Source organism: Aminithiophilus ramosus, assembly GCF_018069705.1.
Lineage (GTDB): Bacteria > Synergistota > Synergistia > Synergistales > Aminithiophilaceae > Aminithiophilus > Aminithiophilus ramosus.
On sequence record NZ_CP072943.1, the window covers coordinates 626,786 to 641,043 of the forward strand.

Below are 14,258 nucleotides of genomic sequence, written 5' to 3' on the forward strand. Positions count from 1 at the left end.
AGTTATCGGTCAGTGAATGGCTTTCCCGTAGAGAGGAAGGCGGATAGAGAGGTCTTTCCATCGGCAAGGCCCTCGGAACGTGATAAGATTCTGTCACGGTGGATCTTTTTGCCGGATGGTCCGCAGGCCTCCCTCTCGTTACAATGAAAACGGATATGCATGTCTACAGGAGGTGTCCCCATGCCCATGTATGAGACATCGGCGAAAGACCGACTCTCCCTCGACGCGGAGGCGAGAGGTGAAGAACGGATCATTCTGGTCTTTGACCTCAACGACGAGTTTTACGGTCTTGACGTCAATCTTGTCCGGGAGATCGTTCGCGTTCCCGGGCGGATTACCCGCGTTCCCAATGCCCCTTCCTATATCCGCGGCGTCATCAATTTGAGAGGCACCGTCATTCCCGTCCTCGATATGTCGATCAAGATGGGGCGGGAATCATCGGAGGGCAGTGCCGATTCCCGCATCGTCGTCGCCGAGTTTGAAGATCTCAACCTGGGCGTGATCGTCGACGCCGTGCGGGAGGTCAGGACGATTTACGAAACGGAGATCGAGGGCGCCGATCGCGTCGAGACCAACGTGGAGGCCGAATATCTGGGAGGCGTGGCCAAGATCGACGATGGCCGCCTGATCTGTCTCCTCAACCTTCCCCGTCTCCTGGACATACGGGAGATCATCGAAGGTGAGGAGGAGCGATAGAGGGGGCTCGGGGCGCAGGCTTTTGAGGCACGTCGATCTGCACCTGCACAGCAGTGCCTCCGACGGGACGATGTCCCCCGGTCGTCTCGCCCTCAAGGCTTCGGAGGCCGAGCTTGACCTCGTCGCCCTGACCGATCACGATACGACGGCAGGGCTTCCAGAGTTTCTCGAAGGCTGTCGTGACCGTGCCCTTCCTGCTTTGGCGGGGATCGAGCTCTCCGCCGAGGCTCCCTTTACGCTCCATCTTTTGGGCTACGGCATCGGCGTCGGTTGTCCTGCCCTGGAGGACCACCTTTTTCGCCTTCGCGAGCGACGGCGGGAGAGGAACGAGGCGATTCGCCTCCGCTTGGCCGGTCTGGGGTTCCCCCTTTCGCCGGATGAGATCGAGAAGGAGTCCGGCGGCGAGGTCGTCGCACGTCCCCACATCGCCCGAGCCATGGTCCGTCGAGGCTATGTCCACGATATGCCCAGTGCCTTCCGGCTCTTTCTGGGACGGGAAGGGGCGGCCTATGTGCCGCGGTGCCGCTTGAGCGCCGAGTCCTGCATTCAGGCCATCGTCGATGCCGGTGGCGTGGCCGTGCTGGCTCACCCCGTCCAGACGGGCCTCGACGACGAAGGCCTCATCGCGCTTCTCTTTCGCCTCAAGGAGGCCGGACTCTGGGGGCTGGAGTGTTATTCCGGCCATCACGGCGCGGAAGAGCGCCTTCGCCTGCTGTCCATGGCCTTCCGGTTGGGTCTGGCCCCGACGGCCGGTTCCGATTTTCATGGAGACAATCGTCCGGGAATCGACTTTGGCGTGGTCGTCGACGAGGCGCTGTTTCCTTTCGACTTTCTTGTGCGTCTGGCCTCCCGGCGGGCGGGGGAATCTCTCGCCCCTTCCGGGAGGGGCCGTTGACGGTGTGCGTTATGGAGGGATGGGACGTGTCCGTTTGGGATCTCAGAAGCGATACGGTAACGAAGCCCTGCGACGAAATGCGGAGGGCCATGGCGGAGGCCGTCGTCGGTGACGACGTCTATGAGGAAGATCCGACAGTACGGGAACTGGAGGCTCTGGGAGCCCGCCTGCTCGGCAAGGAGGCGGCTCTCTTCGTCGCGTCGGGCACGATGGGCAATCTCATCGCCCTGTTGACCCACTGCGGCCGAGGGCAGGGAGCCGTCGTCGGTGCCCGTTCCCACATCTACAATTACGAGGGCGGCGGCATGGCCGCCCTGGGCGGCGTCATGCCCCTCGTCGTCGACGACGGGACGGGACTGCCCTCGACGGAGGACCTGCTCGGCGCTTGCCGTGACGCCTCGAACGTCCACTTCGTCGAGGCTCGCCTTCTCTGTCTGGAAAACACGCACAACGCCAGCGGGGGACGAGCCGCTTCTCCCGAGGCGATGGAGCCCCTGTGCGCCCTCGCCCGAGAGAAAGGCCTCTCCGTCCATCTCGACGGAGCCCGCGTCTTCAATGCCGCCGTGGCTCTCGGCGTCGATGCGTGCCGTTACGGCGCTCTCGTCGATTCCGTACAGATCTGCCTTTCCAAGGGGCTGGGTGCCCCTGTGGGATCCCTTCTCTGCGGGGACGGGACCTTTGTCCGGGAGGCGCGCAAATGGCGCAAGCGGCTGGGCGGCGGCATGAGGCAGGCCGGCGTTCTCGCCGCGGCCGGCCTCGTCGCCCTCCGTTCCCGGATCGACAGGCTGGCCGAGGATCACGAGAAGGCCCGACGGCTGAGTCTTCTGCTCCGTCGCGAAGGGCTGGATCTCCTCGATATTCCCGATGCCACCAACATGATTTATTTCCGGCTCCCCCGGGGGACCGAACCGCATCGCTTCGTCGATCTCTGTCGGAACGAGGGCGTTCTCGTCGGTTTTCCCGCTCGGGATCTCGTCCGCCTCGTCACTCACCTCGATCTGCCCGAGGAAGCTGTCGACGACGTCGCCCGGAGCCTCGTCAAGGCGGTGAGAGCGCTTTGATCGATGGGTTCCGACGGGCCGATATCGAAGGGGCCGCCGCCTGGCTTCTCGACGAGGCCCGCAGAAGGGGCGCCGCAGAGGCCGATTTTCTCTGGAGCTGGGGCGTCCGGAACGTCTTTTCCCTCTGCGACGGGGAACCCGAGGAGGATCGCGTCGGCTCGAGCTGCGGGCTGGGGCTGCGCACGCTTGACGGAGCCGGCCGGCAGGGCGTCGCCTTCGTCAACAGCCTGGACAGGGATCGGTTGAGCCATCTCCTCGATTGGAGCCTTCATAACTGCCACCAGTCCGAGGTGCTCGAGGGGTTGGGGCTCTACCGCGGCGAGTCCGCGGCCGACGTCGACCTCGAGCTGGAAGATCCCGCTCTCTACGGACTTTCTCCCCGAGATCGCCTCCAGTTCTGCCGTCTTATGAGCGAGGCGGCCTGCGAGGCCGATGGAAGAATCGTCTCCGTTCGCAGCTCTTCCTGGGACGACGGCTGGGGCGAGGGGTTTTACGCCTCCAGTGAGGGTTTCGCCTCGTGGCACCGGGCGACTTTCGCCGCCTGTGGCGTCGCCGTCGTTCTCGCCGACGGGGACGCCACGGAGATGGGGGGCAGCGGGGGAGAGGCCCGGAGCCTGAGCCAGCTCTCTCCTGCGGCCTATGCCCTGGAGGCCGTTCAGAAGACGGCCCTTGTCCTCGGCGGCAGGCCCCTGCCCACGGGGCGATACACTCTCGTCCTCGACCCCGAGGTGACGGCCGACATCGTCGATGCCCTGGGCGAGCTGTTCCTGGCCTCCAACATCAGAAGAAACAGTTCCCTTCTCAGGGGGCGCCTTGGCGAGGTCATCGGCTCCTCCCGTCTCACGCTTGTCGACGACGGTCGCCTCCCCGGCAGGATGGGAAGTTCCCTCGTCGACGGAGAGGGCGTGCCTACGGGGCGGACGACGCTCCTCGACGGGGGACGGGTCGTCTCCTTCCTCTACGATCTGCGCCATGCCCGCCTGGAGGGCCGGGCGTCGACAGGCAATGCCGCCCGAGGCGTCGGGACCCTTCCCGACGTGGGGACGAACAACCTCTTCCTGCTCCCCGGGACGATGAAAGCCGGCGATCTCCATCGTGGCGCCGAGGGAGGGATTTACGTCACGGAGCTTTTGGGCCTTCACACCCTCGACACGGTCAGTGGCGAGTTCTCTCTGGGCATCAAGGGGGCCGTCCTTCGCGACGGTCTCCCCTCCGAACCCGTCGCGGGAGTGACCGTCGCCGGAACGCTTCTCGACCTCCTGGCCCAGGTCGAGTCCCTGGGCGACGATCTGCGTTTTTCCGGAAGCAGCGGAGGCCTGACCCTTGTCATTCGCGATGTGGCCCTTGCGGGCCTCTAAAGGCCTTTGGATCGTCCTTCTCCTGCTTGTCCTTCAGCGGGAGGCCTACGGGGTCGGCTGGAACCTCTGGCGGGGGAACGACCTCGTCGGTGCCGTCGAGATCCGGGAAAAGGGCGCGCTGCGCCTCGTCTCTCTGGGGGGCGTGGCCGGAGCGGTCGGCCTCTCTTTCCGCGAGGCAGAGGAGAGTCTCTTCCTCGTCGGTGCCAAAGGCGAGTTGGAGCTCATAAAAAACGCTCCCGTCGCCCGAATGAGGGCTCAGATCATCCCCTTGGCTTCGCCCGTCGAGGCCGAAGGGGGGCTCTGGTGGATAGAGACGGGCACGGCCCTCCGCCTCCTCAATCTTCTCGAGGGGCTTCCTCCCGCGAGAGGGTTCCGATGGGCGGGGGAGGGGACGCCCTCCGTCCCCCTTTCTCCCACTTCCGTCGCCGGAGGGGCCGAGTCGTCCCCTCCGGGAACGTCGCTTCCGACAGAGGACGTCGAGAGCCGCTTCGAGAAGCTGACGGCTTCCGTGGCGCCGAAGGTGCCGGGGCTTCCCGATGCCACAGGCGGCGACGGTGCGGAGCCTAAAGGGGTGAAAAGCCTCCGGTGGGGCGATCAGGGCGAAATCGTCCGCGTCGTCTTCGATCTCGACGGAGATCAGGAGCCCAAGGTCTTTTCCAAACAGGACAGGACGGTTCTCGTCTTCAAGGGCGGAGCTCCGAAGGAGCTCGACGACTGCCCCGTGGCGGGAATGGCCTTGTCCGTCACCGATCAGGGGGATTCCGTGACCTTCACCATCGAGCACTCCGCCTGTGAGATGAGGCACTTCTCGCTTCCCTCCCCGTCGCGCTATGTCGTCGACTTTTTCGATATGAAACCCTCCGCCGGCGAACCCGCTTCTCCTTCGGTCCCCTCTCCCGTTCCCCGAGAGAGAACGGACGGGAGGTCGGGTAAAGCCCCTCTCGTCGTTCTCGACCCGGGCCACGGAGGCAAAGATCCGGGAGCCACGGCCTTCGGACTCAAGGAGAAGGACCTGGTCCTTCAGATCGCCCTCAAAATGGAGGCGGAACTGAAGCGTCTCGGCGCCGATGTGCGCATGACCCGTCGCGACGACCGTTATCTCAAACTCTCGGAGCGGACGGAGCTGGCCAACCGGTGGGAAGCCGACGTCTTCGTCAGCGTTCACATCAACGCCCTGCCTGCCGGCCGTCATGCCACGGGGGCCGAAATCTACCTCATGGCCCTGCCCAGCGACAAAGACGCCATGCAGCTTGCCCTCATCGAAAACAAGGAGCTCGACTCCAATGGAGACGCTTCTGGCGGCTCGGACAAGAGAACGCGCCTGCTCCTTCAGATCCTTGGCGACATGCAGCAGAACGCCAAGATCAACGAAAGCACGGTCCTGGCCGAGGCCATGTTCCGGCGGGGACAGCAGGGCAAGCTGCCCATGCGTCGCGTCGCTCAGGCCCCTTTCTACGTCCTGCGCGGAGCGGCCATGCCGGCGGTCCTTCTGGAAATGGGTTTCATCACGGAACGTTCCGAGGCGCGCCTTCTCGCCGATCCGACCTACCAGCAGCGTCTTGTCGCCTCTTTGGCGCCGGGCATCATGGATTACGTGAAGGGAACGCCTTGAGGCTCTCTTTTTGAAAGGGCGGGTGACAATGAAGGAATCGATCAACCAGCAGGAAAACGATGCGGTCCTGCCCCGGCGAAGCCGGGAGGAGCCGACGAAGGCCAAGCTGCCTTACCGCATCATCGCCTGGGTCTCCGTGATCGCTCTCTGCTTTGCCGTGGGCTACGGAACGACCTCTCTCGTTTTGCGCTACCTGGACAAGCGAGGCGTCACGACGGAAAAGGATGTCGTCGCCAGCGGCAGCGACGCCGCCCGTCTCCTCGCCGAAAGCGGGGCGGGAAGCGGCGGTTCCGTCCAGCGCGTCGCCATACGTCTCTTCGTCCCCGAAGGAGAGGCCTTCAAGGTTCAGGCCCTGGAAGTCGTCCCCGGAGTCTTCGAGGACGACGCCAAGAGAGCTCTCGGCGAGCTTTTCGCCCGTCTCAAGAGCCAGAGCGCCCTCAAGGAAGACGTCCAGGTCCTTCACCTTTTCCGGAGCGGGGAGACGGCCTTTCTCGATGTCAACGACTCTTTCGTGGCCTCTCTCGAGGCCGTCGGCCCCGAAAAGGCGCTGCTTCTGGTGACAGGCATCGTCCGTACCCTGACGGAGAACTTCTCTCCCCTGACGCGCGTCCGGTTCCTCGTGAACGGACGGGAGGCCATGGAGACGACGCCCATCGATCTCACCGTCGCCTGGGCTTTGGGGACCAACCCATGACCGTCATCCTTCGGGGAGATGGCCGTCGACCGGACGAGCTCCGTCCTCTGTCCTTCCGGAGGGGGGTCAATCGTTACGCCGAGGGATCGGTCCTCGTCTTCTGGGGCGAAACGCAACTTCTCTGTACGGCCTCCGTCGAGGAAAAGGTCCCTCTTTTTCTGCGCGGAACGGGCCAGGGCTGGGTCACGGCCGAGTATTCCATGCTCCCGAGGGCCACGCAGAGCCGCACCGTCCGCGAATCCGTCCGCGGCCGCGTCGGCGGCCGCAGTCAGGAAATCCAGCGCCTCATCGGCCGTTCCCTTCGGTCGGCCCTCTTCCTGCCCCTTCTGGGCGAGAGGACGATCTGGATCGACTGCGATGTCCTCCAGGCCGACGGAGGCACGCGAACGGCGGCCATTTCCGGCGCCACGCTCGCCCTCGTCGATGCCCTGCGTTACCTGTGGAGAGAGGAACGTCTTCCCTGCATCCCCCTCCGCTCCCTCATCTCGGCCGTCAGCGTGGGCAAAGTCGGCGGCGTTTCCCTCCTCGACCTCTGCTATGAAGAGGACAGCCGGGCCGAGGTGGACGCCAATCTCGTCGGCGACGAGCAGGAGGATTTCATCGAAGTTCAGGCCACGGGAGAGAGAAGCACCTTCAGCCGCAAGGAACTCGAGGGTTTTCTCCATCTCGCCTCCCTTGGTCTTGACCGGATCAGGCAGCTTCAGAAGGCGAGCCTTGATCTGTCGCCGGAGGAGGAGGAGGCCATTGCCGAAGGCCATCGTTGTTTTGGCCAGTACCAGCAGGGACAAGCTTAGGGAGCTCAGACCCCTTCTGGTGCCTCTGTCTTTGGAGCTCGTCGCGGGGCCGACGCTGGCCTCCCTCGATGTCGACGAGACGGCCGACAGCTTCATCGGCAACGCTCTTCTCAAGGCCAGAGCCTGGCATGTCCTGACGGGCCTGCCCGCCTTGGCCGACGACAGTGGCCTCGAAGTCGAGGCTTTGGGAGGAGCGCCCGGTATTCTCTCGGCCCGCGTCGCTCCCGACGACGGGAGCCGCATCGCCTGGCTCCTCGATCGGATGAGGGAGCAGCGGCATCGCAGGGCCCGCTTCGTCGCCGCCCTCGCCCTGGTGGCCGGAGATCGGTGCTGGACGGCGACGGGTTACTGCCGGGGGACTCTTGCGGAGGCGCCTCGAGGTGAGGGAGGATTCGGTTACGATCCCCTCTTCGTCCCCGAGGGGCAGACGAGAACCTTCGCCGAGATGAAAGAGGAAGAAAAGGGGGGTTACTCCCACAGGGGCATCGCATCCCGTCTTCTTGTCGGTAGGCTCAGCGATCCTTTCGTGATACAATACCTTCTCGATTGCTATAGAAACGTCGCTAGGGGGTTCTGACCATGAAGGTGTTCCTTAGCATCATCCACGTCGTTCTCGCCATCGCTCTGATGGCCGTTATCCTTCTCCAGCAGCGCAAGACCGGCGGCTTCGCCGGAATCTTCGGCGGCGGAACTCAGGCCGACGGCGGAGGGCAGTGGCAGCGCTTCACGGCCCTCACCAAGATCACCGTCGTCCTGACGACTCTCTTCATGGTTTCGTCGCTGGTCCTCGTCGTTCTCTGACCGGGTGAGAGGATATGGCTCTCAAAAGGCTCGAAAATCTCTCCGAGGCCAGGAATCTCGACGTCCCTTCGGCGAGGCTCCTCTCGGCCGACCATGAGGAAATTCTCGCCGGTCATACGACAGATATCTACTTCGTCAAAACCCTGGAGCTCCTTCGCGCTTCGGGGCGGGCCTCCACTCCCGTCGTAGCGGAGATCTTCTGTCGCAGGGAGGGCGTCTTCGCCGGTACGCCCGATCTTCTCCGCCTCCTGGGAGACGCGCCTCTGCGCGTCGAGGCCCTGCCCGAGGGCAGTCCCTTCAGACCCAAGGAGGTACTGGCCCGCATCGAGGGCTCCTACGAGGTCTTCGGCATGTACGAGACCGTCATCCTCGGCATGCTGGCCTCCTCTTCCGGTTGGGCGACGGCGGCGTCCCTCTGCGTCGAGGCCGCCCGGGGCAAGCCCGTCCTCTGTTTCGGAGCCCGCCATGTCCATCCGGCCGTCGCTCCCGTCATGGAGCGAGCGGCTCTCGTCGCCGGTTGCAGCGGGGCGAGCTGCATCCTGGGGGCGCGCATGGCCGGTCGCCAGCCTCAGGGGACGATTCCTCACGCGGCGATCCTCATCGTCGGCGACACCGTGGAGCTGGCCCGTCTCTATGACGACTACCTTCCCGAGGGCGAGGCGAGGACCATCCTCGTCGATACCTTCAAGGACGAGGCGGAGGAGGCCCTTCGCGTCGCCCGGTCTCTCAAGGGGCGCCTGGCGGGGATCCGCCTCGATACGCCGGGAGAGCGAGGCGGCGTCACGCCCTCCCTGGTCGAGGAAATAAGGGCCCGTCTCGATCTGGAGGGATTTCCCGACGTGGCCATCTTCGTCTCCGGCGGCCTCGACCCCGACCGCATCGCCCTCCTCTCCCAGGTCGGCGCCGATGGGTTCGGCGTGGGAAGCTACATCGCCCATGCCACGCCTCGGGACATGACGATGGATCTCAAGGTGATCGACGGACACCCCGTCGCCAAAAGAGGTCGCATCCCGGGGCGGATCGCCAACGAAAGGCTGGTCCTTCTCAGGGGCTGAACCCCTTTTCGTCTCCTGCCATATTCTTCTATGGGAGTCGCTCGCGGGGCCGGCCCCCCAACACACCGGCCCGAGGTGCCTTTTCTTGACACCCGCCGAGGCCTCCTATAGAATTGACGTCGCCTTCGAAGTCAGGGCGGCGAGATAGATACTCGTGCCTTTTACGCTAGATACAGAATTGGTGAAGGAGTGAAGGTCTTATGAAGGAAAGCTGCACCTTCATGGCCAAGAACGAGACCGTCGAGCGGAATTGGTATGTCGTCGACGCCGCCGACATGGTCCTCGGTCGCATGGCCGCGCAGGTCGCCCGGGTCCTGATGGGCAAGCACAAGCCCGTCTATACCCCTCACGTCGACACGGGCGATTTCGTCATCGTCATCAACGCCGACAAGGTCCGCATCACGGGCAACAAGCTGGAAAAAGAGCGGGTCTACCGCCATTCGGGACATCCCGGAGGTTTCCGCAGCCGCACCTACGGCGAGATGATGGCCAAGTTTCCCGATCGTCTCGTCGAGAAGGTCATCCGCGGCATGCTCCCCAAGAGCAAGCTCCATTTCGAGCGCAAGCTCAAGGTCTACGCCGGTCCCAGCCATCCCCATGCGGCTCAGCAGCCTGAACCGCTGGAATTCTAGGTCCGTCGACATAGCACGGAAGGAGGTCCTGTGAATGCAAACGATTGACTTCTTCTGGGGTACCGGTCGGCGGAAGACTGCCGTTGCCCGAGTTCGGGTCCGTTCCGGCGAGGGCAAGGTTCTCGTCAACGGTCGCGAAGTGGAGAATTACTTCCCCCGCCTCATCTGGTCCAAGAGTGCCCTCGAGCCTCTCCGCGCCAGCGGCATGGAGGGCAAGCTCGATGTCCTCGTCAAGGCGGAGGGCGGCGGTCTCACCGGGCAGGCCGGAGCGGTTCGCCTCGGCGTCGCCCGCGCCCTCATCAAATTGAACCCCGATCTTCGCCCCGTCCTGAAGCGGGGAGGTTTCCTCTCCCGCGATTCCCGCATGGTGGAGCGCAAGAAATACGGTCTCAAAGGCGCCCGCGGACGGAGGCAGTTCTCCAAGCGTTAGTATTTGTTTGTATCGCACCGAAAGCGAGGGGGCAGAGCCCCCTCGCTTTTTTCTTCTTTTTTTCTGCCTCCTCCTTTAAGATGAGAAAGAAAAGCCCCTTCGCTCTCGACGTCGAGAGAAAAACAGATCCCTCTGGAGGTGATGGCCTTGGATCAGCGTGTGGACAGGGTCTATGCGCGGCTTGTCGAGCTTCTGGACGGCAGGGATTACGGCGCCCTCAAAACTCTTCTCGCCTCCCAGGAGGCCGTCGACGTGGCGGGGCTCGTCGTCTATTTCGAAGTGGCCCGCCGATTCCTGTCCCTTTCCTGAGAGGCGCCGTGGCTTTCTTCGGCCGCAAGAGACCCCTCAAAATCAGGACGCAGTTCTTCCTTCTGACGGCGCTGATCTCGGTCGCCGGACTTCTTCTCGTCAGCCTCGCCTCCTGGAAGCTCATCGAGGACCAGCTCGAGGCGCGGATGGCCAGGACGGCCATGGCCATCGCCCGCTCCGTCGCTCAGATCCCCGATGTCCAACGTCACGTGGGACGTCCCGGAGGCTCCGACGTGGTTCAGCCCATCGCCGAAGCCATTCGCGAGGAGACGGGCGTCGAGTTCATCGTCGTCTTCGACATGTCAGACCGTCGCTACTCTCACCCCCTCCCGGAGAGAATCGGGCTGCAGGCCGTCGGCGGCGATCACGGTCCCGTGCTGGAGCGGGGTGAGGCCTACATATCCAGAGCCATCGGCTCCATGGGGCCCTCCATGCGGGCCATCGTCCCCATCGTTCACGAAGGGCGCCAGGTCGGGGGCGTCTCGGTCGGCATCCTCCTGAACGACATCGACGAGGCCCTGGACCGGCTCGTCCTGAGCCTTCTGGCGATGCTTCTGCCCGGGCTGGCCGTCTCTCTGGCCGGGTCGGCCTTCCTGGCCTGGAACATCAAGCGCAGCACCTGGGGGCTCGAGCCTCACGAAATCGCCCGCCTGCTTCGGGAAAGGGAGAGCATGCTCGATTCCATCAAAGAAGGGATCATCGCCGTCGACGGCGAGGGACGTCTCACCCTCATCAACGGGGCGGCCCGCCGGCTTCTGGGCGTCAAGGAAGGGGCCCTGGGCGAGCCCGTCGACGCCTTCATACCCAATACGCGGCTGCCCTCCGTCCTGAAAAGCGGCCTGGCCGAGCTGGATCAGGAGCAGAACGTCCTGGGGGCGAGGCTCATGACGAACCGCATCCCCCTGCTTCATCGCGGGCACGTCGTCGGCGCCATCGCCAGCTTCCGCGATATGACGGAAATGAGGCGTCTCGCCGGAGAGATCACCGGCGTCCGTCTCTACCTGGAGGCCCTGCGCGTCCAGAACCACGAGTTCCGCAACAAACTTCAGGCCATCTCCGGCCTCATCCAGCTGGGCGAGGCGGCGAGGGCCCTGGATTTCATCGCCGAGACCTTCTCGCCCGCCTCCTCCCCCGACGCCGCCGTGACCCGCAGGATCCGAAACCCTGCCGTGGGAGGCATCCTCCTGGGCAAGCTGGGGCGCTGCAGGGAATTGGCCGTGACGCTCGAGATCGACGAGGAGAGCTACTGCCGGGACACGAAGAGCCTGGACAGCCAGGCCCTGGTCGTCATCATCGGCAACCTCCTGGAAAACGCCATAGAGGCCGTGGCCTCTCTGCCGTCCGAGCGTCGCCAGGTCCGCTTTACCATCTTCGATGAATCGAAGCGCATTCTCATCGCCGTCTCCGACAGGGGAGAGGGCATCGCTCCCGAAGCGGAAGGGCGTCTTTTCGAAAAGGGATACTCCACCAAAAGCGGACCCCTGGCCAGGGGATACGGACTCTACAACGTGAAAAATCTCGTCGAAGCCTGTCGGGGAGAGATCAGCTACCACTCCGTCGTCGGCGGGGGGACGGAGTGGATCGTCAACTTGCCCCAGACTCAGGAGGAGGTCGATGGCTCTGCGCGTCATTGACGTGATCGTCGCCGAAGACGATCCCATGGTCACCGAAATCTACCGGCGCTACATCCATTCTCTCGACGGCTTCCGCGTCGTCGCCGCCGTCTCCGACGGGAAAAGGGCCCTCAGCGCCCTCGAAGAGGTCTCCGTCGACCTCATGATCCTCGATATCTTCATGCCCGATCTCGATGGCCTGGCGACGCTTCAGGCCCTTCGCGGGAGCGGGCGCAGCCTGGATGTCATCGTCGTCTCGGCGGCCCATGACGCGCTGACTCTGACCTCGGCCATCCAGGGAGGCGCCTTCGATTACATCGTCAAACCCTTCAGCTTCGAACGCCTCGGCGCGGCTCTCGATGCCTACCGGCAGATGCGGTGTCGCCTCGAACGTTGCGATGCCCTGACTCAGGCCGACGTCGACGGTCTCCTGCGTCTTCGGAACAAGAAAAACCTCATGACCCTTCCCAAGGGGCTCAACGAAGGGACGCTGGGCAGGGTCATCGCCCATCTCCGGGCGACGGACCGGCCGCTTTCGGCCGACGAGACGGCCGAGGCCCTGAGCGTTTCGCGCGTCACGGCCCGGCGCTATCTCGAGCATCTCGTCGCCTCGGGCCAGGCTCTGGTGGAACGGAGCTACGGCGACGTGGGGCGTCCTCTTCACCGCTATCACCTTACGGAATGACCAAAACCTTACAAAACTTTTTTTTAATTTCTAATTCCTTGCATCCCTTTCCTTCCCGATGGACAATAGAAAAAAGATTCTTGCCGGCCTGGTCCGGAAAGAGAGGGAGGGAACAGCACATGAAAAGAAAGTGTCTTTCGTCCTTGCCCGTCGGTCTCCTTGCGGCTCTCTTCATTATGGTTTTGGCCGCTTCGGCCCTCGCCGCCGATTTCCCCTCGCGCCCCTTCGAGGTCATCGCCCCCGGCGGAGCGGGAGGCGGCTGGGACACGACGGCCCGTCTCACGGCCAAAGTCCTCGGAGAGACGGGGCTCATCACCCAGCCCATGCCCGTCATCAACAAGCCCGGCGGCGGCGGCGGCGTGGGCCTCGCCTACATGCAGAAGAAAAAGGGCGATCCCTACTCCCTCATCGTCTACTCTCCCCCCCTTCTCCTCATCAACCTCACGGGCCAGACGAAGCTCAGCTTCCGCGACGTCACGCCCCTGGCCATGCTCATCAACGACTTCGGTGCCTTCGCCGTGCCCAAGGACTCCCCCTATCAGACCATCGGCGACGTCATGGAGGCCCTGAAGAAAGATCCCAAATCGGTCAAGACGGGCGGCAACTCCTCCTTCGGCAGCATGGACCACATTCAGTTCCTCCAGGCCGCCAAGGCCGCCGGCGTGGAAAACATCAAGGACATCCCCTACATCGCCTTCCAGGAAGGCCCCATGGCGGCCCTCATGGGCGGCCATATCGATCTCCTCTCGACGGGCATGGCCGAGACCGTCGGCCCTCTCGAGGCCGGTGAGATCCGCGTCCTCGCCCTGACCTCGCCCGAGCGCGTCGACGCCGGCGTCCTCGGCCAGGTCCCGACCCTGAAGGAATCGGGCATCGACACGGCCTTCATCAACTGGCGCGGCTTTTTCGGTGCCCCCGGCCTGGGCGAGGCGGAAAAGGCCCACCTGGTCGAGGCCATGCAGAAGATGACCGAGACGGCCGAGTGGGACGATGTCTGCGCCAAGAACGGCTGGACCAAGGCCTTCATGGGCGCCGACGACTTCGCCGCCTTCCTGGCCAAGACAGAGGGCGAGTACAAGGACCTCCTGACCGAGATCGGTCTCTACAAGGCCCAGTAGTTTCCCAGTCAACCCGGGCCGGAAGGGGAGGTTTCCCCTTCCGGCCTCTTTCGTCGAGGAGGTGGTTCCATGCGCTCCGATTCCATCGTCGGCATCGTCTCCCTTCTTTTCGGGATGGCCTACACCGTTCAGACCCTCCGTCTTCCCAAGGCCATGGTCGGCAATCCCTGGGCCCCCCTGTTCTTTCCTCTGACTCTGGGCGTCCTGCTCGTGGCCGTCGGCGCCGTCGTCCTTTTCCAGGGGCTGCGCCAGGCCAAGGCGGAGGCGAAAAAGAAGGGCTCCAAACGCCTCATCGTCGTCACGGTCCTGATCTGTCTGGTCTACTCGGCCCTCTTCGAACATCTGGGCTTCATCCTTTCGACGATTCTCTTCCTCGGCGGCCTTCTTTTCGTCATCAACGGAGCCCGGGCCTGGAAGGTCAACAGCGTCATCGCCGTTACCTTTTCTCTGGGAGTCTGGTACGTCTTCGAAAAGATCTTCTACATGAATCTTCCCTAGGATTGAG

The 14,258-nt window shown here is 63.9% G+C and carries 17 protein-coding genes; all 17 read left to right on the plus strand.

What is annotated here, in order from left to right:
• Positions 1–180 precede the first annotated feature (180 nt).
• The 17 genes from KAR29_RS02630 (at position 181) to KAR29_RS02710 (ending at position 14,251) form a co-directional block, all read left to right on the plus strand.
• Positions 181–696 (plus strand): chemotaxis protein CheW, encoded by a 516-nt coding sequence (locus tag KAR29_RS02630; protein WP_274374098.1) that lies wholly within the window; start codon positions 181–183, stop codon positions 694–696.
• Positions 680–1,591, plus strand: a complete 912-nt coding sequence (locus KAR29_RS02635; protein ID WP_274374099.1) for a PHP domain-containing protein — start codon at positions 680–682, stop codon at positions 1,589–1,591. Before KAR29_RS02630 ends, KAR29_RS02635 begins: the two co-directional genes overlap by 17 nt.
• Before the next feature lie 26 nt (positions 1,592–1,617).
• Complete coding sequence (ltaE, locus tag KAR29_RS02640) at positions 1,618–2,652, plus strand: low-specificity L-threonine aldolase (RefSeq protein ID WP_274374100.1); 1,035 nt, start codon at positions 1,618–1,620, stop codon at positions 2,650–2,652.
• Entirely contained in the window at positions 2,649–4,010 is a 1,362-nt protein-coding gene (locus KAR29_RS02645) for a TldD/PmbA family protein (RefSeq protein ID WP_274374101.1), read from the plus strand. The genes ltaE and KAR29_RS02645 overlap by 4 nt, the downstream gene beginning before the upstream one ends.
• The gene (locus KAR29_RS02650) at positions 3,997–5,622 is read left to right on the plus strand and encodes an N-acetylmuramoyl-L-alanine amidase family protein (protein ID WP_274374102.1); all 1,626 of its coding nucleotides are present in this window, start codon (positions 3,997–3,999) and stop codon (positions 5,620–5,622) included. Before KAR29_RS02645 ends, KAR29_RS02650 begins: the two co-directional genes overlap by 14 nt.
• 28 nt (positions 5,623–5,650) lie before the next feature.
• Positions 5,651–6,316: a GerMN domain-containing protein gene (locus KAR29_RS02655; protein WP_274374103.1), complete on the plus strand. Its 666-nt coding sequence runs from the start codon at positions 5,651–5,653 to the stop codon at positions 6,314–6,316.
• Positions 6,313–7,110 (plus strand): ribonuclease PH, encoded by a 798-nt coding sequence (gene rph / locus KAR29_RS02660; RefSeq protein WP_274374104.1) that lies wholly within the window; start codon positions 6,313–6,315, stop codon positions 7,108–7,110. Before KAR29_RS02655 ends, rph begins: the two co-directional genes overlap by 4 nt.
• 19 nt (positions 7,111–7,129) lie before the next feature.
• Entirely contained in the window at positions 7,130–7,687 is a 558-nt protein-coding gene (locus KAR29_RS02665; RefSeq protein WP_274374105.1) for a non-canonical purine NTP pyrophosphatase, read from the plus strand.
• A gap of 2 nt (positions 7,688–7,689) precedes the next feature.
• Positions 7,690–7,911, plus strand: coding sequence for a preprotein translocase subunit SecG (gene secG / locus KAR29_RS02670; protein ID WP_274374106.1), 222 nt, complete (start codon positions 7,690–7,692; stop codon positions 7,909–7,911).
• 14 nt (positions 7,912–7,925) lie between these two features.
• On the plus strand, positions 7,926–8,966 hold the full coding sequence (locus tag KAR29_RS02675) for a nicotinate phosphoribosyltransferase (protein ID WP_274374107.1): 1,041 nt from the start codon (positions 7,926–7,928) through the stop codon (positions 8,964–8,966).
• Positions 8,967–9,166: 200 nt separating this feature from the next.
• Positions 9,167–9,598, plus strand: a complete 432-nt coding sequence (rplM, locus tag KAR29_RS02680) for a 50S ribosomal protein L13 (RefSeq protein ID WP_274374108.1) — start codon at positions 9,167–9,169, stop codon at positions 9,596–9,598.
• A gap of 34 nt (positions 9,599–9,632) precedes the next feature.
• Positions 9,633–10,028, plus strand: coding sequence for a 30S ribosomal protein S9 (gene rpsI, locus KAR29_RS02685; RefSeq protein WP_274374109.1), 396 nt, complete (start codon positions 9,633–9,635; stop codon positions 10,026–10,028).
• Positions 10,029–10,175: 147 nt separating this feature from the next.
• A complete protein-coding gene (locus tag KAR29_RS02690; RefSeq protein WP_274374110.1) occupies positions 10,176–10,337 on the plus strand; it encodes a hypothetical protein in 162 nt (53 codons plus the stop codon).
• Between the two features lie 8 nt (positions 10,338–10,345).
• Entirely contained in the window at positions 10,346–11,971 is a 1,626-nt protein-coding gene (locus KAR29_RS02695; RefSeq protein ID WP_274374111.1) for an ATP-binding protein, read from the plus strand.
• Positions 11,952–12,635: a response regulator gene (locus KAR29_RS02700; RefSeq protein WP_274374112.1), complete on the plus strand. Its 684-nt coding sequence runs from the start codon at positions 11,952–11,954 to the stop codon at positions 12,633–12,635. The genes KAR29_RS02695 and KAR29_RS02700 overlap by 20 nt, the downstream gene beginning before the upstream one ends.
• A gap of 119 nt (positions 12,636–12,754) precedes the next feature.
• Positions 12,755–13,753 carry a Bug family tripartite tricarboxylate transporter substrate binding protein gene (locus KAR29_RS02705; RefSeq protein ID WP_274374113.1) on the plus strand — a complete coding sequence of 333 codons (999 nt, stop codon included), beginning with the start codon at positions 12,755–12,757 and terminating at the stop codon, positions 13,751–13,753.
• Positions 13,754–13,822: 69 nt separating this feature from the next.
• Positions 13,823–14,251: a tripartite tricarboxylate transporter TctB family protein gene (locus KAR29_RS02710; RefSeq protein ID WP_274374114.1), complete on the plus strand. Its 429-nt coding sequence runs from the start codon at positions 13,823–13,825 to the stop codon at positions 14,249–14,251.
• The last annotated feature ends 7 nt before the right edge of the window (positions 14,252–14,258 follow it).

Coding starts and splice junctions, on each gene's coding strand:
- KAR29_RS02630 (WP_274374098.1), top strand. CDS start 181: ATGCCCATGTATGAGACATCGGCGAAAGACCGACTCTCCCTCGACGCG.
- KAR29_RS02655 (WP_274374103.1), top strand. CDS start 5,651: ATGAAGGAATCGATCAACCAGCAGGAAAACGATGCGGTCCTGCCCCGG.
- rph (WP_274374104.1), top strand. CDS start 6,313: ATGACCGTCATCCTTCGGGGAGATGGCCGTCGACCGGACGAGCTCCGT.
- secG (WP_274374106.1), top strand. CDS start 7,690: ATGAAGGTGTTCCTTAGCATCATCCACGTCGTTCTCGCCATCGCTCTG.
- KAR29_RS02675 (WP_274374107.1), top strand. CDS start 7,926: ATGGCTCTCAAAAGGCTCGAAAATCTCTCCGAGGCCAGGAATCTCGAC.
- rplM (WP_274374108.1), top strand. CDS start 9,167: ATGAAGGAAAGCTGCACCTTCATGGCCAAGAACGAGACCGTCGAGCGG.
- rpsI (WP_274374109.1), top strand. CDS start 9,633: ATGCAAACGATTGACTTCTTCTGGGGTACCGGTCGGCGGAAGACTGCC.
- KAR29_RS02700 (WP_274374112.1), top strand. CDS start 11,952: ATGGCTCTGCGCGTCATTGACGTGATCGTCGCCGAAGACGATCCCATG.
- KAR29_RS02705 (WP_274374113.1), top strand. CDS start 12,755: ATGAAAAGAAAGTGTCTTTCGTCCTTGCCCGTCGGTCTCCTTGCGGCT.
- KAR29_RS02710 (WP_274374114.1), top strand. CDS start 13,823: ATGCGCTCCGATTCCATCGTCGGCATCGTCTCCCTTCTTTTCGGGATG.